The sequence below is a fragment of the Mesorhizobium sp. M0217 genome, from assembly GCF_040321955.1.
Lineage (GTDB): Bacteria > Pseudomonadota > Alphaproteobacteria > Rhizobiales > Rhizobiaceae > Mesorhizobium.
This window is the reverse complement of the sequence record NZ_JAMYSN010000002.1, coordinates 345,211-366,159: the sequence shown is the minus strand read 5'-3', so window position 1 is coordinate 366,159 and position 20,949 is coordinate 345,211. Positions and strand designations below refer to the sequence as shown.

17 protein-coding genes are annotated in these 20,949 nt (G+C 63.5%); 8 read left to right on the top strand and 9 right to left on the bottom strand.

Annotation, left to right across the window (positions count from 1 at the left end; translation table 11 throughout):
- The first annotated feature begins 19 nt into the window (after window positions 1–19).
- On the top strand, window positions 20–847 hold the full coding sequence (locus NKJ18_RS06310; protein ID WP_023741575.1) for a phosphate/phosphite/phosphonate ABC transporter substrate-binding protein: 828 nt from the start codon (window positions 20–22) through the stop codon (window positions 845–847).
- On the opposite strand, the gene NKJ18_RS06305 is transcribed toward NKJ18_RS06310, so the two are convergent.
- From NKJ18_RS06305 to NKJ18_RS06290, 4 genes are all read right to left on the bottom strand, one after another.
- Complete coding sequence (locus tag NKJ18_RS06305; protein ID WP_352758019.1) at window positions 812–2,119, bottom strand: M24 family metallopeptidase; 1,308 nt, start codon at window positions 2,117–2,119, stop codon at window positions 812–814. The two genes, NKJ18_RS06310 and NKJ18_RS06305, sit on opposite strands and share 36 nt — an antisense overlap.
- A gap of 55 nt (window positions 2,120–2,174) precedes the next feature.
- A complete protein-coding gene (locus tag NKJ18_RS06300; RefSeq protein ID WP_023691023.1) occupies window positions 2,175–3,704 on the bottom strand; it encodes an ArnT family glycosyltransferase in 1,530 nt (509 codons plus the stop codon).
- A gap of 84 nt (window positions 3,705–3,788) precedes the next feature.
- Window positions 3,789–6,359 (bottom strand): GcvT family protein, encoded by a 2,571-nt coding sequence (locus NKJ18_RS06295; protein WP_023691024.1) that lies wholly within the window; start codon window positions 6,357–6,359, stop codon window positions 3,789–3,791.
- A 73-nt stretch (window positions 6,360–6,432) separates the two neighbouring features.
- Window positions 6,433–8,010, bottom strand: coding sequence for a trimethylamine methyltransferase family protein (locus tag NKJ18_RS06290; protein ID WP_352757975.1), 1,578 nt, complete (start codon window positions 8,008–8,010; stop codon window positions 6,433–6,435).
- Window positions 8,011–8,282: 272 nt separating this feature from the next.
- Between NKJ18_RS06290 and NKJ18_RS06285 the strand changes: the two genes are divergently transcribed.
- The 5 genes from NKJ18_RS06285 (at window position 8,283) to NKJ18_RS06265 (ending at window position 14,498) form a co-directional block, all read left to right on the top strand.
- Window positions 8,283–9,458: an MFS transporter gene (locus tag NKJ18_RS06285; protein WP_023825767.1), complete on the top strand. Its 1,176-nt coding sequence runs from the start codon at window positions 8,283–8,285 to the stop codon at window positions 9,456–9,458.
- A 128-nt stretch (window positions 9,459–9,586) separates the two neighbouring features.
- Window positions 9,587–10,744 carry an MFS transporter gene (locus tag NKJ18_RS06280; protein WP_352445985.1) on the top strand — a complete coding sequence of 386 codons (1,158 nt, stop codon included), beginning with the start codon at window positions 9,587–9,589 and terminating at the stop codon, window positions 10,742–10,744.
- Between the two features lie 97 nt (window positions 10,745–10,841).
- The gene (locus tag NKJ18_RS06275) at window positions 10,842–12,911 is read left to right on the top strand and encodes a prolyl oligopeptidase family serine peptidase (protein WP_352757974.1); all 2,070 of its coding nucleotides are present in this window, start codon (window positions 10,842–10,844) and stop codon (window positions 12,909–12,911) included.
- A gap of 32 nt (window positions 12,912–12,943) precedes the next feature.
- Window positions 12,944–13,066 (top strand): hypothetical protein, encoded by a 123-nt coding sequence (locus NKJ18_RS06270; RefSeq protein ID WP_023670422.1) that lies wholly within the window; start codon window positions 12,944–12,946, stop codon window positions 13,064–13,066.
- 52 nt (window positions 13,067–13,118) lie between these two features.
- Window positions 13,119–14,498 carry an aspartate aminotransferase family protein gene (locus NKJ18_RS06265; RefSeq protein ID WP_352757973.1) on the top strand — a complete coding sequence of 460 codons (1,380 nt, stop codon included), beginning with the start codon at window positions 13,119–13,121 and terminating at the stop codon, window positions 14,496–14,498.
- 425 nt (window positions 14,499–14,923) lie between these two features.
- On the opposite strand, the gene mmsB is transcribed toward NKJ18_RS06265, so the two are convergent.
- The 3 genes from mmsB to NKJ18_RS06250 form a co-directional block, all read right to left on the bottom strand.
- Window positions 14,924–15,808 carry a 3-hydroxyisobutyrate dehydrogenase gene (mmsB, locus tag NKJ18_RS06260; protein ID WP_352757972.1) on the bottom strand — a complete coding sequence of 295 codons (885 nt, stop codon included), beginning with the start codon at window positions 15,806–15,808 and terminating at the stop codon, window positions 14,924–14,926.
- 91 nt (window positions 15,809–15,899) lie between these two features.
- Entirely contained in the window at window positions 15,900–16,268 is a 369-nt protein-coding gene (locus tag NKJ18_RS06255; RefSeq protein WP_023744726.1) for a four helix bundle protein, read from the bottom strand.
- 42 nt (window positions 16,269–16,310) lie between these two features.
- Window positions 16,311–17,480 carry an isobutyryl-CoA dehydrogenase gene (locus NKJ18_RS06250; RefSeq protein ID WP_352757971.1) on the bottom strand — a complete coding sequence of 390 codons (1,170 nt, stop codon included), beginning with the start codon at window positions 17,478–17,480 and terminating at the stop codon, window positions 16,311–16,313.
- Window positions 17,481–17,629: 149 nt separating this feature from the next.
- Between NKJ18_RS06250 and NKJ18_RS06245 the strand changes: the two genes are divergently transcribed.
- Together NKJ18_RS06245 and NKJ18_RS06240 are read left to right on the top strand one after the other, a co-directional pair.
- Complete coding sequence (locus NKJ18_RS06245) at window positions 17,630–18,238, top strand: dimethylsulfonioproprionate lyase family protein (RefSeq protein WP_352757970.1); 609 nt, start codon at window positions 17,630–17,632, stop codon at window positions 18,236–18,238.
- Window positions 18,239–18,240: 2 nt separating this feature from the next.
- On the top strand, window positions 18,241–19,716 hold the full coding sequence (locus NKJ18_RS06240) for a cobyric acid synthase (protein WP_352520523.1): 1,476 nt from the start codon (window positions 18,241–18,243) through the stop codon (window positions 19,714–19,716).
- 150 nt (window positions 19,717–19,866) lie between these two features.
- Here NKJ18_RS06240 and NKJ18_RS06235 read toward each other — a convergent pair whose 3' ends face one another.
- A complete protein-coding gene (locus NKJ18_RS06235; protein WP_023670429.1) occupies window positions 19,867–20,037 on the bottom strand; it encodes a hypothetical protein in 171 nt (56 codons plus the stop codon).
- 52 nt (window positions 20,038–20,089) lie between these two features.
- Window positions 20,090–20,875, bottom strand: coding sequence for a TSUP family transporter (locus NKJ18_RS06230; protein ID WP_023733743.1), 786 nt, complete (start codon window positions 20,873–20,875; stop codon window positions 20,090–20,092).
- Window positions 20,876–20,949: the final 74 nt, after the last annotated feature.

Genomic DNA, 20,949 nt, shown 5'->3' with positions numbered 1-20,949 from the left:
ATGATGATTGAGTGTCGGCATGAGTGATTTGGTTGCGGCATTGCCGATGTATGACTGGCCCGAAGTGCGCGGCGAGGTCGACGCGCAATGGGCAGCGTTGCGCGATGCTTTTCGGCACAAGGGCGTCGATGGGCCGCAGACAATCGTGCGCCGCAATGGCGACCTGCCGCCGGTGCCGGGCGGTATCCACGACGCCGAGGGCAGACTGATCGCGCCCGATCCGGCGATACTGCCGCCGGACGAACTCGACCATCACCAGCTTTGGCTGCATCCGGCGCTGCTGTTCGCGCAGACCTGCTGGGGGCCGATGGAACTCGGCCTGAGCAAGCATGTGCAGGTGGTCGGCCAGCCGAGCTACGACGCTTACGAGGGCGGCGAAGGCGAACTCTATTCGAGCGCGCTGGTGATGCGGACGGGCGAGGGACCGGAGGTTCGCTCGCCCGCGGATGGCAAAGCCTCGCTGCCGCTCGATCTGATGCGCGGCAAGCGTTTTACCTACAACAGCCTCGATTCGATGTCGGGCATCATTGCACTGGCGCGCGACCTGCAGGCCGCCGGCGAAAGCCTGGATATCTTTTCCTCGCGCAGCGAAAGCGGTGGCCATCGCGGCTCGATCGTCGCGGTCGCCGAGGGCAAGGCGGATATAGCTGCCATCGACTGTGAGAGCTGGGCGCTGGCGCAGCGTTTCGAACCTGCGGCAAACGCCGTGAAGGTGGTCGGCTGGACGGCAAGGCGCAAAGGCCTGCCCTACATCACCGCCAGGACGACGCCGGAAAAGACGCTCAAGGCTCTGCGCGAGGCGCTTGCCGGATCAGCCGAGCAGCCTCGCATCCAACGGGTAGGTTGAAAGCTGCTCGTTACCGGTCTCGGTGATCAGGATCTGTTCCTCGATCTTGACGCCCGCATGGCCGCCGAGACGGCCGATATAGCTTTCCACGCACAGGACCATTCCCGGCTCCAGCACGCCGTCGGGCGTGTCCGGCGTCCAGTCGCTTGCATGCGGCAGGGTTGGATACTCGTCGGCGAGGCCGACGCCGTGATAGAGCACGCCGTAGCGCGCCGGGAAGCAATCTCCCGGCGGCACCACCGAGCGTTCGACCAGGTCGCGGAAGGATATGCCGGGCTGCATCAATTGCGTGTTGTGGGCGATCTGGTCGGCGGCGATGTGGAAGAGGTCCCGTTGCTCGTTCGATGGTCTCGCATCGCCGCAAAGCCAGGTGCGGGAGAGATCGGCGCAGAAGCCGTAGGGGCCGATCAGGTCGGTGTCGAAGACGACGAGGTCGCCTGCTTCGATCACCCGCGATGAGCATTCCTGGAACCACGGATTGGTGCGCGGTCCCGAGGCAAGCAGCCGGGTTTCGATCCATTCGCCGCCGCGCGCAATGTTGCCGCGGTGGAGTTCGGCCCATAATTCGTTTTCGGAAATGCCCGGCGTCAGCGCCTTCTCCATTTCACCCATCGCCGCTTCGCAAGCGACGATGGCGCGGCTCATGGCGAGGATCTCGTCCGGCGATTTGATCAGCCGCGCATTTTCCATCACCGCTTCGCCATTGCCGATCGAAATGCCGAGGCGGGCGAGTTCCTCGACGCCTTCCGGGTTGATGTGGTCGACCGCAATGCGGCTGTTGCCGCCGCCATGCTCCTTGACCAGATCGGCGATGCCGGCCGCCCAGCGGCGGACTTTGTGCTCGGTCAGCTCGCCGCCATAGAGATACATCCACGACACTGCCGGCCGCACCTCGTCGACGACGCCGGAATGATCGGACAGATGCTCGCAGGAGAAATAGTCGAACAGCACCACGGGTCCCTCAGTGGCGACGAAGCAGTGGCGGGTCGGATTGTGCGCGACCCACAGCTGCATGTTGGTCGAATCGGTGGCGTAGCGGATGTTGACGGGGTCGTAGAGCAGCGCGCCGGCGTAGTTTCGCCGCCTCAGTTCGGCGCGGAGGCGCTCGAGCCGGTATTTGCGCATCGCGGCAAGATCGGGCGCGGCGATGCCTGCCGCTTGCCATTCGGCTTCAGCCAGCGCGCCATAGCCCAGCACATGCTGGTTCAGCGACGCCGCCTTCTGGCGCGATGCGTCGCGCAAGGCTTCGACGGAGCCGGGCTCGAACGGCATGATCTTGCGATGACGACCGAACCCTTGTTTCTCCACCCGACGCCTCCCTGCCGACTTACTGTGGCGCTGCGCCCGCGGCCGCTTTCTTCAGCCGCGTGACCGTCAGCGTGCGGGTGGGCGGCTCGCTGTCGAACAGCATCGGAACGACCAACTGCTGCGGCGAGCCGTCAGCGACATAGCCGGCCTCGCTCAAGGCCCGCAGGATGCCCTCGGGAGGTTCCTTGTCATTGGCCATCACCAGCACCGCCGGCTCGATCAGCAAATGGCCGAAGTCCGGCATCTCGTCGTCGAGCACGACCAGATCGGGATCGACAAGACGCAGATTTCCCACCCAGTGCCAGCTCGATATCGCCGTGCGAACCGGACCGTTTGCCGTCAGCTGGCCATAGAGCGACTGGTAGTCGACACGCACGATGCTGCCGCGGCTGTCGCCGCCATTGAGGTGCGTGTACCAGGTCACCGGCAGCACGAGGATGGCAAGCGTTGCGCCGACAAAGACGACGACGTCCTGCACCTTCATTCCCTTGTCGCCTCTGGCATCCATCCGCAAGGCCAGCGCGACCGGCAGCAACACAAGAATGGGAAGCATCCAGCGATCGCGAAATTGCGTCGTCCCGCTCGCCAGGACGAGCACGATGGTCATCGCCAGGGCAAAAGCGATGGTGCGCCACACCAGTTTCTCGGTCCATGGCGCCGGTTGCAGAGCCGGCGCCGGCTTTTTCCATGCGATGAGCAAAGCCGCGACGAATATGCCGGCCGGCAACACGGCGAAATACAGGATAGCCTTGCCCAGTCCGCGCATTCCGTAGAATGCGGTTTGTATGGCGCTTTCTCCTCTGCCCATGCCGAAGCCGCCGCTGTGCGACAGCAACTGGTCGGTGTAGGTCAGGTTCCAGTAGAGCGTCGGCAGGCAAAGCAGCACCGCCACGACAAGGCTGATCGAAAACCGGCGGTTGAGGATGACGCCGCGCGTTTCGCGCAGCGACAGGGTGGACAGGATCAGCGCGGCGAGAAAGATGGCGTTGTTGTATTTCGACAGGATGGCGGCGGCCATCGCCACGCCAAACAGCACATAGGTGGCCAGCGAACGCCGCTGCACCAGTTCGACGAGCGCAAGAAACAGCACCACTGAAAAACAGAAAGCGGCGATCGAGTGGGTGAGGGCGTGCTGCATCTCCCACACCATCTGCGGAAACAACAGCAGGCCGAACAATGCGGCGGCGCCAGCGCGGCTGGAATAGCCCAGGCGGCGGACAGCGATGAAAACCGACGCCAGCGCCGCTCCGATCAGCAGGTACTTCACGATCTTGAGCGCGAGGATGTTCGTTCCGATCACGGCGGCGACGAGGCGGGCAAGCCAGGTGTAGAGCGGCGGCTGCGAGCCGCCATAGCCAGCCCAGAGGTAGTGCATGTACATCAGCTGTTCGGAATCGTCGACGCCGACACCGGTTCCTACGACATGGGACAGCAGCGCCATCACCACGATCTGGACGACGCAATAGACCGCGACGCAGACCAGTGCGGCGTTGAAGGGACCGACCTTGCCTTCGCCGAGCCAGTCCGTCCATTTCTCTAGATACTGCAAGGGGATCGTCTTCTCATCGAGGGAAAATGCCTGCGGCCAACTGCCGAAGGCCCCTTACACGATCTCACGCTCCCTGTCGCCTTTTCAGGTCCGCATCTTCTCGCCGCTGGGGTCGAAGGGCGCCTCGACATTGATGCGCGCCGGACGCCGGTGGCCGAGGATCTCGATCTCGAACAGTCCGGCACTTTCGTCCTCGGCGAGTGCCGCCGGCACATAGCCCTGCGCCATCGACTTCTGCACATAGTGCGCATAACCGCCCGAGGTGACCCAGCCGACCACGCGCCAGTCGCCGTCGACGATGCCGCGCACGGCGGAAGCGCCTTCGGCAGCCTTCGAGCCACGCACTTCCTTGCCCGCCATGTCGAAGCGCGGCGCGCCATAACCATGCGGCTTTTCCACCGTGCCATAGTCCTTGCCGACCTTGGCCCAGATCGGCTCGTCGCCCATGACATCGGCGTCGGCCGCATCGACGATGAAGGAAACACGGCGCAGTTTCGGCCCTTCCGCCTGTTCCTTGGCGGCGGCTTCGCGGCCGATGAAGTCGTTCTTCTCCAGCTTGATGAAGCGGTCCATCGCGCCTTCGAACGGGCCGTAGATCGGGCGCAGCTCGCGGTACCAGGTCGGGAAGTTCTTCTCCAGGCGCATGGAGAGCAAAGCGCGCATGCCGAAATCGACGAGGCCGAACTCCTCGCCGGCGTCCTTGATCGCCTTGTAGACCAGACGCTCATAGGCCGGCGCCATCCAGATTTCATAGCCGAGATCGCCGGTATAGGTGATGCGGTTGACCATGCAGGGCGCGCCGCCGACCGCCATTTCGCGGAAATCCATGAAGCGGAAAGCTTTCGTCGAGATGTCGACATCGACCAGGTTCTGCAAGAGGTCGCGCGATTTCGGCCCGGCGATCGACAGGCCGACGAGCGTCTGATCGAAGCGGTGGATGCGCACCGAACCATCCTTCGGCGGGTGCTTTTCGAACCAGCGCATGTGGTATTTCTGCGCGGCGGAAGAGCCCCAGATCATAAATCTGTCTTCGCCTGCCTTGGCGATGGTGAAGTCGCCGATCAGCTTGCCGAATTCGTTGATCATTGGCGTCAGCACGATGCGGCCGATCTTCGGCATGCGGTTGGTCATCAGCCGGTTGAGGAAATCCTCAGCCGCAGGTCCCGACACTTCGTATTTGGCGAAGTTGGCGATTTCGGTGACGCCGACGCGTTCGCGCGTGGCGCGCACTTCCTCGCCGATAGGACCGAAATCGTTTGAGCGGTGGAAGGAGACGACGTCCTTCGGCTCCTTGCCCTTCGGCGCGAACCACAGCGGGGTCTCCAGGCCCCAGCTATCGCCCATGACGGCGTTGTTGGCGAGCATCGTGTCATAGAGCGGGGTGGTTTGTGCAGGGCGCGCAGCCGGCAGCTCTTCATTGGGGAAGCGGATGGAGAAGCGGCGCGAATAGTTTTCGCGCACCTTTGCGTTGGTGTAGCGCAGGCCGGCCCACTCGCCGAAGCGGGCGACATCCATGCCCCAGACGTCGAAGCCGGGATCGCCATGCACCATCCAGTTGGACAGCGCAAGGCCGACGCCGCCGCCCTGGCTGAAGCCGGCCATGACGGCGCAGGCGCACCAGAAATTGGTCAGGCCCTGCACCGGCCCGACCAGCGGATTTCCGTCGAGCGCGAAGGTGAAGGGGCCGTTGATGATCTGCTTGATGCCGGCTTTCTCGATGCCGGGGAAATGCTTGAAGCCGATCTCCAGCGACGGCGCGATGCGGTCGAGGTCGGGCGGCAGCAGTTCATGGCCGAAATCCCACGGCGTATTGACCGGCGACCATGGCTTGCAGGCCTTTTCATAGGTGCCGAGCAGGATGCCGTTGCGCTCTTGGCGGGTGTAGATCTCGCCCTTGAAGTCGAGCACGCCGATCATCTCGCGGCCGGTCGATTTGTTGAATTCCTCGACCTCGGGCATCGGCTCGGTGAGCAGGTACATGTGCTCCATGGCCAGCACCGGCAGTTCGACGCCGACCATGCGGCCGATCTCGCGCGCCCACAGGCCGCCGCAGTTGACGACATGCTCGGCGTGGACGGTGCCCTGTTCGGTGACGACGTTCCAGGTGCCGTCAACTTCCTGCGTCAGCTCGACGACGCGGTTGCGCAGCACGATCTCGGCGCCCAGCTTCTTGGCCGCCTTGGAGTAGGCGATCGTCGTGCCGGAGGGATCGAGATGGCCTTCGACCGGATCCCACATGGCGCCGACGAAATTGGTCTCGTCCATCAGCGGGAACATCGCCTTGGCTTCGGAGGGCGTGATCAGCTCGGTGTCCATGCCGAGATAGCGGCCCTTGGCGTGGGCCAGGCGCAGAAAATCCATGCGCTCGGGCGTATCGGCCATCATCACGCCGCCGGTCAGATGCAGCGAGCAGGACTGGCCGGAGATTTCCTCGATCTCCTTGTAGAGCTGCACCGTATAGGCCTGCAGTTTGGCGACGTTGGGATCGCCGTTCAGCGTGTGGAAGCCGCCGGCTGCGTGCCAGGACGAGCCGGAGGTGAGCTCGGAACGCTCGATCAGCATGATGTCGGTCCAGCCGGCCTTGGCCAGATGGTAGAGCACCGAGCAGCCAACGACGCCGCCGCCAATGACAACCGCTTTTACATGAGATTTCATGAGAGATAGGTCCGTTTTTGCGTAAATTGAATCAGGTGTGTCGGTTGGCGGGATGCCGCCAGTTGCTTGCCGATCAAAAATCGGTCGGCGCGCCGCCTTCGGACGTGCGCTTTTCGACGAAGTCGTTGAGCTCTTCGCGAATCGCCGGCTCCATATAGGGTTCCTCGTAGGATGCCAGCCGCTCCTTCCAGACCTTGTTGGCCTTTTCCAGCGCGGTCGGCGATCCGGCTTCGGCCCAGGTCTCGAAATTGCGCCAGTCGGAGAGGATGGGCGAGTAGAAGGCTGTCTTGTAGCGGTCCTGCGTGTGCTGGGTGCCGAAGAAATGGCCGCCGGGGCCGACCGACTGGATGGCGTCGAAGCCGAGCGCTTCGTCGGACAGGTCGAGCGGGGTGAGGAACTCGGCCACCATCTGCAACAGGTCGATGTCCAGGATGGTCTTCTCGTAGGAACAGCGCAGGCCGCCTTCGAGCCAGCCGGCGCCGTGCATCATCAGATTGCCGCCGCCCTGGATGGCGCCCCACAGCGAGAACACACTTTCATAGGCTGCCTGCGCGTCGACGGTGTTGGCGGCGCAGGTATTGGAGGTGCGGTAGGGGATCTTGTAACGGCGGGCAAGCTGGCCGCCGACAAGCTGCGCCTTCATATATTCAGGCGTGCCGAAGGCCGGCGAGCCTGACTTCATGTCGACATTCGAGGTGAAGCCGCCATAGCCAACCGGCGCGCCCTTTCTCACCATCTGGGCGAAGGCGATGCCGGACAGCGCCTCGGCATTTTGCTGCACCAGCGCACCGGCGATGGTCACCGGCGCCATCGCGCCGGACAGGGTGAAGGGCGTGATGACGACGACCTGACCCTTGCTCGACATCTGGATGATGCCTTCCATCATCGGCACATCCAGTTTCAGCGGCGAATTGGTGTTGATGATGGTGAAGACGGACGGCTCTTCGAGCATCTGCTCATGGCTGATGCCGCGGGCGATCCTGGCGATCTCGATGCCGTCGACATTGCGCTCCTTGCCGAGCGAATAGATGTGGAACACCTTGTCGGTCAGCGTGGCGAGGTCGCGGATGCATTCGAGGTGGCGCACGGATGGATGGATGTCGGTCGGCTCGACCGGATAACCGCCGGTGCAGTTCAGGATGTTGTGCATCTGCGCCAGGCGCAGGAAGTTGCGGTAGTCCTGCTGGTTGCCCGGACGGCGGCCGCGATCGAGGTCGGAGCAGTTCGGTGCCGACGCCATCATCGACAGGATCACATTGTTGCCGCCGAAGCGGACATTGTGCGCCGGGTTGCGGGCATGGAGCGTGAATTCCGACGGGCATTTGGAGATGAGATCGAGGATCATGTCGCTGTCGAAGCGCACGCGCTCAATGCCCTCGCGGACATCAGCGCCATTTTCCTTCATGATGCGGCGCGCTTCGTCATGCAGCACGTCGACGCCTATTTCCCTCAAGACGCGCAGCGAGGCGAGGTGGATCGATTCCAGCTCGTCGTCAGAGACCAGCTTGGTCGGCGTCAGCGGATTTCTCAGTTGCCGAAAAGCCGGCTGTTCGAAGGCGGCCGAGCCGCCGGCGCGCTTGCCCGCACGGCCACCGCGACGGGCGCGGTCGGTTGCCAAAGGCGGTTCGGCTGGGTGCAGGGCGGCGGTCATGATGGTCCTCGTACGATGCTGGTAGCGGGCGGCATAATGGACCGGCGGCTGTCCGGCCATTGCGGAGGCGGCGACCACTAGGACGAGGGAAGCGACATGCCCGAACGGCAGTCCGATAGCTGACAACCTTGCCGGGGATTGGCGGACAGGACGCGCCCACTGCGGCTCTTGGCGCAAGGGGATTTCAGGCGCGGCCCTTCCTTTCCCTAAATCGAACCGCTAGCTCAATGGTTTGCCGCTGGATCGGGCCGGCAATTCATGTGGAAGGCATCATGGCTGCGACCGGTTCGAGCGATGGCGAAGCGGGGACGCAATGGGCGGCGCTTGCCGGCGTAACTGCCGCCCTCGCGATGTTCGGTGCGGCGCAAGGGCTGAGCTCGCCGCTGTTTACGCTGCTGATGCAGAAGCAAGGCATGTCGCCGGCGCTGATCGGCTTGTCGGCAGCGATGATGCCGCTTGGCCTGATCCTTTCGGCCTCGTTCGTGCCGGCAGCCGTTCGGCTGGTCGGCGCGCGCAACCTGGCTGTGGGTTGCTCATTGATTGGGGCGCTGTGCTTCCTCGGCATCGGCTACCTGCAGGACTGGGTGGGCTGGTTCGTCATCCGCTTCATCATCGGTATCGTCATCAACCCGCTCTATATACTGGGCGAAGTATGGGCGCTGTCGCTGGCGCCGCCGTCGCGCCGCGGCAGGGTGATGGGGGCATTCAACACCGTGCTGGGCGCTGGCTATGCTGCGGGGCCTTTGGTCCTGACCGCGGTTGGGATATCGGGCTGGGTTCCTTTCCTGGTCGGCATGGCCGGCTTCATCCTGTGCGCCGCGATCCTTCGTGCTGTTTCGTCAAGCCTCGCCGGCTTCGAGGATGACGGCCAATTGCCCGGCGGCTTTTTCGGTTTCGCCAGGCTGGCGCCGGCGCTGTTGTTTGCCGTGCTGGTTTCGGCGGCGGTCCAGCAGGGCACCTACGCTTTGATGCCGGTCTTCGGTGCCGCCTATGGCCTGCCCGAAAGGACGCTGGCGGCCCTGGTGATGGCACTGTCGCTGGGAAACATCTTCCTGCAAATCCCGCTCGGCCTGCTGGCCGAGCGTTTCGGCGGGCGGGCGATGATCATCTTCTGTGCGTTGGCGACAACGACCTGCGCGGTTTTGCTGCCGTTGCTGATCACGACGCCGGCGATCTGGCTCGTCCTTCTCGTCATGGGCGCTGTCGGCTACGGCGTCTACACCATGGCGCTGGTGGAACTCGGCAGCCGCTTCAGGGGAACCGTGCTGGTCGCCGGCAACGCCGCCTTCGCATTGATGTGGGGCGCCGGCGGCATTGTCGGCCCGCCTGGCGCCGGTGCCTTGATGCAGATCATCGGTCCGCTCGGTCTGCCGGTGGTGATCGCCGGACTCGACGCGCTGCTGGTGAGCTTCGCGCTCTATCGATCGTTCAAGCGCCAAAACTCCTGACGGCCCAAAAACTCCTGACAGGCCCAAACTCATGACAGGCCTTGTCTGGAGCAAACGGTTTTTCGCGGGGCGGGGCTTACCCGCGTCGGACAGAAAAGCTAGTCCTGAACCTGGTTTAGGTGCCAATGATGAACCTGGCGGAAGCTGACAACGAGAAGATGCAGTGGGCGGCGATCAGCGGCGTGATCGCGACCGTCTCGGTGTTCGCCATCGCGCAAGGCCTGTCCTATCCGCTGCTGAGCTTCATCCTGCAACGCCAAGGCGTTTCGCCGGCCATCATCGGGCTCTCGGCGGCAATGACGCCGATCGGCTTCATTGTCTCGTCGCCGCTGATCCCGGCACTGGCGCGCCGGTTCGGGGCAGGGCGCACCGCGCTTACCTGCGCGGCGCTTTCGGCTATTGTGCTTGCGCTGATCGGCTGGACGCAGAATGTCTATCTGTGGTTTCCTCTGCGCTTCTTGATCGGGGTGGTGACCAATCCGCTCTATGTCTTGAGCGAAATCTGGGTCATTGCACTGGCGCCGCCATCGCGCCGCGGTCGCGTCATGGGTGTCTATTCAACCATCATCTCGGCCGGCTTCGCTGCCGGGCCGCTCTGCCTGCTCGCTGTCGGCACCGTGGGATGGCCGCCATTCCTGGTGGGGATCGCCGCCTTCATCTTCTGCGGCGCCTGCCTGGCGCTGGTGCTGCCGCGACTGCCGAAGGTCGACGAAGCCGGGCACAGGGTTTCGGTCATGGGCTTCGTGCCACTGGCATGGCTACTGCTGTCGGCGGTGGTCGTTGCCGCCGGTTTCGAACAGGGCGTGCTGGCGCTGCTGCCGGTCTACGGCACGCACTATGGCATCGCGGAAGCGCGCATGTCGGCGCTGCTGTCGGTGATGATCGCCGGCAACATCGCCATGCAGGTGCCGCTCGGCTTGCTGGCGGAACGGCTGACGGCGCGGCTGGTGCGATTCATCTGCGTCGTGGTGACGGTGCTGGGCTGCGCCCTGTTGCCGCTGCTCATCGAGACGCCGCTGATCTGGCCTTGCGTCTTTATCTGGGGCGCGGTCTCCTATGGCATCTACACCATGTCGATCATCGAGCTCGGCGACCGCTTTACCGGCTCGGCGCTGGTCGCCGGCAATGCCGCCTTCTCCCTGATGTGGGGCGTCGGCGGCATCGTGGTGCCGCCGCTGGCGGGTGGCGTCATGGATGTGATCGGCGCCTCCGGCCTGCCGATCACGCTGGGCACGATTTGTCTGGCACTGGCTGTGGCCACGGTCCTGCGCCGGCGGATGGTTTGAGGCCGCATTCTCCCGATGACCTGACGTACCATCTTGAATAAAACCGCTTGCAACGCGATGTAGGCAGGGCTGCCCGCCACTAGCCTGGAGACCATGCGTGACCCAATCGACGACAAAACGCCAGACGGATGCCACCGTGGAGGACAAGTTCCTCTGGTTGGAGGACCGGACCAGCAAGGAATCGCTCGACTGGGTGCATCGCCAGAACGAGATCACCGTGGCCGAACTACAGGGCGATCCGTCCTACCAGGCGGCCTTCGAGACGGCGCTCGACCTGATGACGGCCGAAGACAACATCGCTGTGGGCGCCGCGCTCAACGGCCAAGTCTATAATTTCTGGCAGGACAAGACCAATGTGCTCGGCCTCTGGCGCCGCACGACGGTCGCCTCCTACAAGACCGAAAAGCCCGTGTGGGAGACGATCATCGACTTCGACGTGCTGTCGGCCAAGGAGGGGGTGAAGTGGGTGTTCAGCGGCGCCAGCCGCCTTTACCCCGATTTCAACCTTTGCCTGGTGGCGATGTCGCCGGATGGCGGCGATGCCAGCGAGATGCGCGAATTCGACATCGAGACCAAATCCTTCATCGAGGGCGGCTTCCGCGCTCCCGCCTCGAAATCCGGCTTTTCCTGGCTGGACAAGGACACGGTCATTGTCTCGGCTGCCTTCAATGAAGACGACAAGACCCAGTCCGGTTATCCGCGCGTCGTCAAGCTGTGGAAGCGCGGCACCCGGTTGGAGGAGGCGACGCCGATCTTCGAGGCCGAGAAGCAGGATCTCGCGGCGGGCGCGGGGGTCGAGCATGATGGCGACAGGCAGTATTTGTTTCTGGCCCGCACGATCGCCTTCTTCTCCTCGCACAGTTTTCTGCGCCTGCCGTCGGGCGAAAACCGGCGCATCCCGCTGCCGGACGATGTCACCGACACCGCGCTGTTCAAGGGCCGGTTCGTGTTCGGGGTGCGCAGCCCATGGACGGCGCCGGGCGGCACTGAGTGCTTGCCGGACGGCCTCTATTCCTTCGATTTCGAACACTGGATCGACACCGGCGACCTGGGCCCTGTTGAAACCATGCTCGCGCCAGCGCACCGTGTTTCGGTCGCCGGCATTGCCCGCACTCAGGACCGGCTGTTCATCAATCTGATGGACAATGTGCGCGGCAAGGTCGTTGTCGCCGAGCGCAGCGGCGACCGCTGGTCGCTGAAGCCGGTGGCGCTGCCCGAGAACGGCAATGTCGGCATCGCGCATGCCGAGCATTTCGGTTCCAGCGTCTCCTTCTCCTTCACCGATTTCCTGACGCCGAGTTCGATCATCTGGTCGGACGATGACGGGGTGACGCTGGCTACCGTGAAATCGCAGCCGGCGCGGTTCGACGGCGCGCCGCTGGTCTCGGAACAGTTCGAGGCGCGCTCGAAGGACGGCACCATGATCCCGTATTTCGTCGTCAGGCGGCGCGACCAGAAGGGTCCGGTACCGGCGCTTCTCTATGGTTATGGCGGCTTCGAAATACCGCTGCTGCCCGGCTATGCCGGCGTGCGCGGCAGGCTGTGGCTGGAGAAGGGCAATGCCTATGTGCAGGCCTGCATTCGCGGCGGCGGTGAGTTTGGGCCGGCCTGGCATCAGGCGGCGCTGAAGGGCAATCGCCAGACTGCCTTCGACGATTTCGCCGCGGTGGCGCAGGACGTCGTCAGGCGCGGCATCGCCACCGCTGCTTCCCTCGGCATCCAGGGCGGCTCGAATGGCGGCCTGCTTACCGGCGTTTCCCTGACGCAGCATCCCGAACTGTTCGGCGCCGTCATCATCGAGGTGCCGCTGCTCGACATGCTGCGCTATACCGAACTGCCGCCAGGCGCCTCGTGGATCGGCGAATATGGCGATCCGGCAAAACCGGAAGAAGCCAAGTGGCTCGCCGCCTATTCGCCGTACCATCATGTCTCGGCCGATGCCGTCTATCCCCCGGTGCTGCTCACGACATCGACCGCCGACGACCGCGTCCATCCCGGCCACGCCCGCAAGATGGCGGCGAAGCTGCAGGAAGCAGGTCACGGCAAGACGTTGTTCTTCGAGGAGACGGAAGGCGGCCATGGCGGACGCGGCGACCGCCGGCCGCAAGCGGCGCAAACCGCCATGAAATACGTGTTCCTGCAAAGGGTATTGAGCGGCACCGCTTGAATTCCGGGCCTCGGGCGGCATAGACTGCCGCCATGGTCTACATGAGCACATCCGGCGCCTTCGGGGTCGCAGTGACACCGTCGCCGCGCACGCTGCGCGCCGAACTGCTCAGGCTGTGCGCCCGCATCGGCTATTCGCCGCCCGCCGTCCTCTGACGAAGTCGCCCCGGCAGCTTGCCGGTTTGATTCCAGAGGAAAGAGCAAACCCATGACTTACCAGAACTATTCGCTGAAGCAGCTTCAGCAGATTGACGCCGCGCATCATCTGCATCCCTTCACCGACCACAAGGAATTGCGCGAGACCGGCTCGCGCATCATCACCCACGCCAACGGCCCGTTCATCTACGATGCCGACGGCACCGAAATACTCGACGGCATGGCCGGGCTGTGGTGCGTCAATGTCGGCTATGGCCGCGACGAGCTGGCCGACGCCGCTTACGCGCAGATGAAGGAATTGCCCTACTACAATTCCTTCTTCAAATGCTCGACGCCGACGCCCGTGCTGCTGTCGAAGAAGCTGGCCGAGCTGGCGCCCAAGGGCATCAGCCAGGTTTTCTACGGCTCCTCCGGCTCGGAGGCCAACGACACGGCGCTGCGGCTCGTGCGCCACTATTGGGTGCTGGAAGGCAAGCCGGAGAAGAACCGCATCATCTCGCGCAAGTCGGCCTATCACGGCTCGACCGTCGCCGGGACGTCGCTGGGCGGCATGGATTTGATGCACAAGCAGCTCGGCGGGGCGGTTCCCAACATCGTCCATGTCATGATGCCCTATGCTTATGAGTTGGCGCTGCCCGGCGAAAGCGACCATGATTTCGGCCTGCGCGCGGCCAAGGCCGTCGAGGACGCCATCCTCGAAGCCGGTGCCGACAAGGTGGCGGCCTTCATCGGCGAGCCGGTGATGGGCGCGGGCGGGGTGAAAATACCGCCGATGAGCTATTGGCCGGAAGTGCAGCGCATCTGCCGCAAATACGATGTGCTTTTGATGCTGGACGAGGTTATCACCGGCTATGGCCGCACCGGCGAATGGTTTGCGGCGCAGACCTTCGGCATCGAGCCCGACACCATCACCACGGCCAAGGCACTGACCTCGGGCTATCAGCCGCTGTCGGCGCTGCTGGTCGGCGACCGTATCGCGGCGACGCTGGTCGAAAAGGGCGGCGAATTCTACCACGGCTATACCTATTCGGGTCACCCGGTGGCCTGCGCGGTGGCGCTGAAGAATCTCGAGATCATGGAGCGAGAAGGCCTGGTCGACAGGGTCAGGAACGACACTGGACCTTACTTCGCCCAGGCGCTGCAGGAGCGCATTGCCGGCCACGAACTGGTCGGCGAGGTGCGATCGATCGGGCTGATGGGCGCGGTCGAGATCGTCAAGGACAAGGCGACCAAGGAGCGCTTCCTGCCGGCGGGCAGTGCCGCCGTCACCGTCCGCGACCACGCCATCGCGCAAGGCCTGATGCTGCGCGCCACCGGCGACACGATGATCCTGTCGCCGCCGCTGATCTGGACCCGCGCGACGATCGACATGGCTTGCGATCGCATCGCCAAAGCGCTGGATCTGGCGCAAGCGGATTTGCGCAAGAAGTAGATGGAACGACAGCCGGACGCCTTGCAATCAGGGCGCCCGGACTGTGCGCCTGCTTATCGTCAGGGTCGAAGGGGTCAGCGCACCGATCGTGCTGGTCAATGAAGACCATCAGGCAATTCCGAACGCTGCAATCGGAATATAATTCAGACCGAACAGTATAGGACTGCAAAACGCAAAAAACCGCGCTCCATCGGAACGCGGCTTTGCCAGATACGCATGGCATTTCGCCAACAATACACTTGCGAAACTTACGGGCTCCGGTACGCGAGACCTGATCCGGAGCGCCGGGCGGATGCGATGTGTCCGCCTCGCCATCCGTTATATAGGCACATCGTTACCGCCGGGTTATCGAGAGCTTAAGCAAATCTAAATTTGCAATTTTTCCGCGCAATAAAAATCGAGAAAAGCGCTGCCAAATTCGAAACTTATAGAGAACTGCCGCGAAGGAAATTTATGATGCCGGAAAAATCGTCGCCGCCATTTCCCTGGGCGTTGAACAGCGCATAAAGCTGGGCCGCTTCGGCCCCCATCGGCGTCACCGCGCCGGCGCTTTGGGCGGCTTCCTGCGCCAGTTTCAGGTCCTTCAGCATGAGTGCCGCGGCAAAGCCCGGTTTGTAGTCGCGGTTGGCGGGTGAGGCCGGCACGGGACCCGGCACCGGGCAGTAGGTGGTCAGCGACCAGCACTGGCCCGACGAGGTCGAGGCAACGTCGAACAGGGCCTGATGCGAGAGGCCGAGCTTTTCGGCCAGCACGAAGGCCTCTGCGACGCCGATCATCGAAATGCCGAGCATCATGTTGTTGCAGATTTTGGCTGCCTGACCGGCGCCGTCGTCACCGCAATGGACGATGCGGCCTGCCATCGGCTTCAGGACCGGTTCGGCCTTGGCGAAGGCATCCTTGGCGCCGCCGGCCATGAAGGTCAGCGTTCCCGCAGCAGCACCGCCGGTGCCGCCGGAGACGGGGGCGTCGATCGAATGCAGCCCGTGCTTCCTTGCTACGGCATGCGCCTTGCGGGCCGACTCGACATCGATGGTCGAGGAATCAATGAACAGGGCGCCTGGTTTGGCCTTGGGTGCGATGTCCTCGTAGACCGAGAGCACGTGCTTGCCGGCGGGAAGCATGGTGATCACGACATCGGCGTCCTTCACCGCCGCCACGGCATTCGCCATGACAATGACGCCATGCTCGCGGGCGACGGTGAGGTTTTCCGGCATCAGGTCAAAGCCGTGCACCGCGTGCCCCGCCTTGACGAGATTGGTAGCCATCGGATTGCCCATATTACCCAAGCCGATGAAGGCGACAGTGGTCATAGTGGTGCTCCATGATGAGTAGGCAGTAGGCAGTAGGCAGTAGGCAGTAGGCAGTAGGCAGTAGGCAGTAGGCAGTAGGCAGTAGGGCGACCTATTCGGGTGCGAGTTTGAGAATAAGTTGGCGAAGCATCTTTCCGATGGCCTCGGCCGCCAGAAGCAGGTGCTCAGCTTGCCCATGCGTGGCAACGCCAATGCGTTGAGCGATTTGGAGGTGTGTCTCGAACTCCTTCAGCGAGCCTTGGGCTATCCTGAGAAATTGCTGATAGGAGCCTCGGTTGTCTCGGCCATAGCCTTCCGCGATGTTTGCAGGGATAGAGGTTGCTGAACGGCGGATTTGGCTGGTCAGCCCATACAATTCCTCTTTGGGCCATGTCTTGGTCAATGAGTAGGTGCTGACAGCCAGATCCATCGCCTGCTGCCATACGATAAGATCCTTGTACGAGTTGATCTTGGCGGTCATCCTTTGCCTACTGCCTACTGCCTACTGCCTACTGCCTACTGCCTACTGCCGTCCGATCAACGCCCGCGCGATGATCACGCGCATGATCTCGTTGGTGCCTTCGAGGATCTGGTGGACGCGCAGGTCGCGCACCAGTTTTTCGATACCGTAATCATGAAGATAGCCATAACCGCCATGCAGCTGCAGCGCCTCGTTGGCGACGTTGAAGCCGATGTCGGTGACGAAGCGCTTGGCCATGGCCGACCATTTGCCGGCATCCGACGCCTTGCGGTCGAGTTTCGAGGCGGCGGCGTAGAGAAAGATCCGCGCTGCCTGCAATTCGGTCTCCATGTCGGCCAACCTGAACTGCAGCGCCTGGAACTGGTTGATCTTCGAGCCGAAGGCTTTGCGTTCGCCCGTATAGGCCAAAGCCTTGTCGAGCGCCGATTGCGCGCCGCCGAGCGAGCATGCCGCAATGTTGAGGCGGCCGCCGTCAAGGCCGGCCATGGCGATGCCGAAACCTGCGCCTTCCCCCGACAGCAGGTTTGCAGCCGGCACCTTGCAGTCCTCGAAGATCACCTGGCGGGTCGACTGCATGTGCCAGCCCATCTTGTGCTCGTTGGCGCCGAAGGACAGGCCGGGCGCATCCTTCGGCACGACGAAGGTGGAAATGCCCTTCGGCCCGTCGGCGCCGGTGCGCGCCATGACGACATAGAGGTCGCTGTCGCCGGCCCCGGAGATGAACTGCTTGGCGCCGTTAAGCACATAGTCGTCGCCGCTCTTCACCGCGCGCGTCGTCAGCGCCGCGGCATCCGAGCCTGAGCCCGGCTCGGTCAGGCAGTAGCTCGCCAGCCATTCCATCGAGGTCAGCTTCGGCAGGAAGCGTTGGCGCTGCTCGTCGTCGCCGAAGCGGTCGATCATCGACGCCGCCATATTGTGGATCGAGATGAAGGAGGAAAACGCCGGATCGGCGTGCGACAGTGCCTCGAAGATCAGCACGGCGTCGAGCCGGCCGAGCGCCGAGCCGCCGACATCGTCCCTGACATAGATGCCGCCAAGGCCAAGCGGGCCGGTCTCGCGGATTACATCGGCGGGAAAGTGTCTTGCCCGGTCCCATTCGAGCGCATTGGGCGCAACGCGATCGGCGGCGAAGGCCTGTGCCATCTCCTGGATGGCGCGCTGCTCCTCATTGAGTTCGAACTGACTGGTGCTCGCATCGACCGCGGCGTCCATGGCGTGCTCCCTGTGTTTCCCCAGCTGGGGTTGGCTTGCTGGCCTGTTGTTTTTGGCTTTGCGCGCCGCTCAATCTAGACCAATGATGCCGCCGCGCAACCCGGCTCGCCGCGCAGCCGCTGTGCATGAATGGATCAACGGAGCATTGCGTGCCGACATATTTCGACGAATTGCTCGACCGCTTCCATGCCTATCTCCGGGGCGTGGACAACGCGCTGGTGCGGGACGCCGTGACCCGGATCGGCTGGAATATGACGGCGCGCGTGCTCGAAGCGCATCCGCTGCCTTGCCTTGGTCTGCTCGACCGCATTGTCAAACTGGTGCCGCCGGACCCGCAGCCTCTGGTGCAACTGCTGGCGGAGCGTCGTGACGATCTGTGCTGGGGGCAGACCTACAACGCGAGCGATTTTGGTGAAGCGTTCTTGCAGAACTACGGCTGGCTGGAGGCGTTTGGCACGCGCGGCCATTTCGCCAATGAAGAGGTCGCGGCCGGATTGCTGATCCTGGGGCCCGGCATCACCTATCCCGACCATCATCACATTGCCGAGGAGATCTACATTCCGCTGACCGGCGGCACCGAGTGGCGCATGGGCGAAGGCGGCTTTCACACCCGCCAGGCGGGCGAAATTATCCATCACGCCTCCAATGTCAGCCATGCCATGCGCACCGGCAGCGAAGCGTTGCTGGCGCTCTACATCTGGCGCGGCGGGCCGCTGGCGCAGAAATCGACCGTTTCCGGCGCGCAGGGCAGGGGCTGAGCATGGCCAAGGCGATCATGCTGCAAGGCACGGGTTCGGATGTCGGCAAGACGGTGCTGGTGGCGGGGCTCTGCCGCGCGGCCAGGAATCGCGGGCTGAAAGTCAGGCCGTTCAAGCCGCAGAACATGTCGAACAATGCCGCCGTCGCCGACATTCCGGGCGACAACCGCCCCGGCGGCGGCGAGATTGGCCGTGGGCAATGGCTGCAAGCGCTGGCGTGTGGTGTTCAGCCGACCGTGCATATGAATCCGGTGCTGCTCAAACCCCAGAGCGACATCGGTTCGCAGGTGATCGTGCAAGGCAAGGTGTTCGGCGAGGCGCGAGCGCGCGACTACCAGACAATGAAAGCGGGGCTGATGGACGCCGTGCTGGAGTCCTGGACGAAGGTCGGTGAGGGCGCCGATCTGGTCATCGTCGAGGGCGCCGGATCGCCGGCCGAAATCAACCTGCGCAGCCGCGACATCGCCAATATGGGCTTTGCCACACGCGCCGACGTGCCGGTGATCCTGGTCGGCGACATCGACCGCGGGGGCGTCATCGCTTCGGTCGCCGGCACGCATCTGATCCTGCCGGAGGAAGACAGGCGCATGATCGTCGGCTACCTCATTAACAAGTTCCGCGGCGATGTCTCGCTGTTCGACGACGGCATCCGGTCGATCGAAAGCTTCACCGGCTGGCGCTGCTTTGGCGTCGTGCCGTGGCTGAAGGCGGCGGCGCGATTGCCTTCGGAGGATTCGGTCGTGCTCGAACGCCTGGCATCGGGCGAGAAGCGGGCGTTGAAGGTCGCCGTGCCGATGCTTGGCCGCATCGCCAATTTCGACGACCTCGACCCGCTCAAGGCCGAGCCGCAGGTCGAAGTGGTGTTCGTGCCGCCGGGGCAGCGCTTGCCGGAGGATGCCGGCCTGGTGGTCATTCCCGGTTCCAAATCGACGATCGGCGATCTCATGAAGTTCCGCGAGAATGGCTGGGATCGCGATCTCCTCGCCCACCGCAAACGCGGCGGCCATATCGTCGGCATTTGCGGCGGTTTCCAGATGCTCGGCCGCCTGGTGCGCGATCCCGATGGCATCGAGGGCAGCGTCACCGAGGCCGAAGGTCTTGGTCTGCTCGACATCGAGACGGTGATGGAGCCGGAAAAGACGGTGCGCAATGTCAGCGCCCGCTCGGTGCCGTTCGGCCTCGCGCTCGAGGGCTACGAAATTCATCTCGGCCGCACCACCGGGCCGGACATGGCGCGGCCGTCGGCTGTGATCAACGGGACCGACGACGGTGCCATTTCCGCCGATGCCAAGGTTTTTGGCACCTATCTGCACGGCCTGTTTTCCGCCGACGCTTTCCGGGCGAGATTCCTGGAAAGCCTCGGCGTGAAAGGCGGCGGCATCGACTATCGCGCGGAGGTGGAAAAAGCGCTGGACGAGATCGCCACCGAGATGGAGCGCCATCTTGAGTGCGATGCGATTTTTGGGTTAGCAAGGTAGGACCATCCACCGTTTCGTCATCCTCGGGTCTGCGCGTCCGCTTTGCTTCATGGTCATCCTTCCGCGCGGAAGAGCCTAACGGACCATGCATCCAAAGCAAAAGCGCCCGGCTTTTGACCGGGCGCTTCGAATTGCAGAAGTCGCGGGCGCCTAGGCGCCGCGCATCAGGCAGGCGGCGGCAAGCACGATGTATGCGATGAGGACAATCCACACCGCAGCCAGAGGAATGAACGCAAGAACGCCAAGCGCGGCGAGCACGCCGATGATGGCGATGACAAGGGATATGATGAAAACAAGCTGAGTGGGTGCACTAAGATTCATGTGTGGTCCCTCCAACATGATTCGTACAACGGCACTCTATCAGGCGTGAGGCTTATACACCAATCAGCTGGCGCAATGGGTTCGCCGGGTCGGCCAGCAGCTTCACCGCCAGAGCCAGGCAGATGATCACCAGCAGCGGCTTGATCAGCCGGGCGCCGATGCGGATGGCAAGGCTGGCGCCGAGCCGGGCGCCGAGGAACTGGGCGACGCCCATCATCAGCCCGATCTTCCAGTAGACGACGCCGGCGACCGCAAAGACGATGAAGCCGCCGATGTTGGAGGCGAAATTGAGCAGCTTGGTGTGTGCCGTAGCCTTGAGCACGCCGAAGCCGGCAAGGCTGACGAAGGCCAGCATATAGAAGGAGCCGGCTCCCGGCCCGAACAGCCCGTCATAGAAGCCGACCAAAGGGGCGATGATCAGCCCGAACAGGAAGGGCGACAGGCGCTCGGCGCGGTCGACATCGTTCATGTTGGGTTTCACGGCGAAGTAGATCGCGATGGCGATCAAAAGCAGCGGCAGCAGCGCCCGCAGGAGATCACCTGGCACGAATGCCGCCAGCAAGGCGCCGACGGCACTGCCGGTAAGGGCCAGAAGCGCCGATGGCAGCTGTCGACGCAGATCGACACGGCCATTCCTGGCATAGTGGATGGTCGCCGAAGCGGTGCCGAAAATGCCCTGCAGCTTGTTGGTTCCAAGTGCTGCGACCGGCGGGAATCCGGCAAGCAGCAGGGCCGGGATGGTGATCAGCCCGCCGCCGCCGGCTATCGAATCGACAAAGCCGGCTGCAAAGGCGGCCAAGGCAAGCATGATGACGGTGTGGGTAGCGAGGTCGAGCATCGGGATTTCTGAACATTCCGGCGGGAAAGGTGATGCCGCGCCTTCTCATGGCCATCTGGTTTGCGCAAGGCCGA

Bases quoted from the DNA above. Each gene is read 5' to 3' on its own strand.
- mmsB (WP_352757972.1), bottom strand. From the start codon at position 15,808: ATGACCACTGTCGCCTTCATCGGCTTGGGTAATATGGGCAATCCGATG.
- NKJ18_RS06235 (WP_023670429.1), bottom strand. From the start codon at position 20,037: ATGAATCTTAGTGCACCCACTCAGCTTGTTTTCATCATATCCCTTGTC.
- NKJ18_RS06265 (WP_352757973.1), top strand. From the start codon at position 13,119: ATGACTTACCAGAACTATTCGCTGAAGCAGCTTCAGCAGATTGACGCC.
- NKJ18_RS06240 (WP_352520523.1), top strand. From the start codon at position 18,241: ATGGCCAAGGCGATCATGCTGCAAGGCACGGGTTCGGATGTCGGCAAG.
- NKJ18_RS06270 (WP_023670422.1), top strand. From the start codon at position 12,944: ATGGTCTACATGAGCACATCCGGCGCCTTCGGGGTCGCAGTGACACCG.
- NKJ18_RS06305 (WP_352758019.1), bottom strand. From the start codon at position 2,119: ATGCCGTTCGAGCCCGGCTCCGTCGAAGCCTTGCGCGACGCATCGCGC.
- NKJ18_RS06295 (WP_023691024.1), bottom strand. From the start codon at position 6,359: ATGAAATCTCATGTAAAAGCGGTTGTCATTGGCGGCGGCGTCGTTGGC.
- NKJ18_RS06255 (WP_023744726.1), bottom strand. From the start codon at position 16,268: ATGACCGCCAAGATCAACTCGTACAAGGATCTTATCGTATGGCAGCAG.
- NKJ18_RS06250 (WP_352757971.1), bottom strand. From the start codon at position 17,480: ATGGACGCCGCGGTCGATGCGAGCACCAGTCAGTTCGAACTCAATGAG.
- NKJ18_RS06230 (WP_023733743.1), bottom strand. From the start codon at position 20,875: ATGCTCGACCTCGCTACCCACACCGTCATCATGCTTGCCTTGGCCGCC.
- NKJ18_RS06285 (WP_023825767.1), top strand. From the start codon at position 8,283: ATGGCTGCGACCGGTTCGAGCGATGGCGAAGCGGGGACGCAATGGGCG.
- NKJ18_RS06310 (WP_023741575.1), top strand. From the start codon at position 20: ATGAGTGATTTGGTTGCGGCATTGCCGATGTATGACTGGCCCGAAGTG.
- NKJ18_RS06280 (WP_352445985.1), top strand. From the start codon at position 9,587: ATGAACCTGGCGGAAGCTGACAACGAGAAGATGCAGTGGGCGGCGATC.
- NKJ18_RS06290 (WP_352757975.1), bottom strand. From the start codon at position 8,010: ATGACCGCCGCCCTGCACCCAGCCGAACCGCCTTTGGCAACCGACCGC.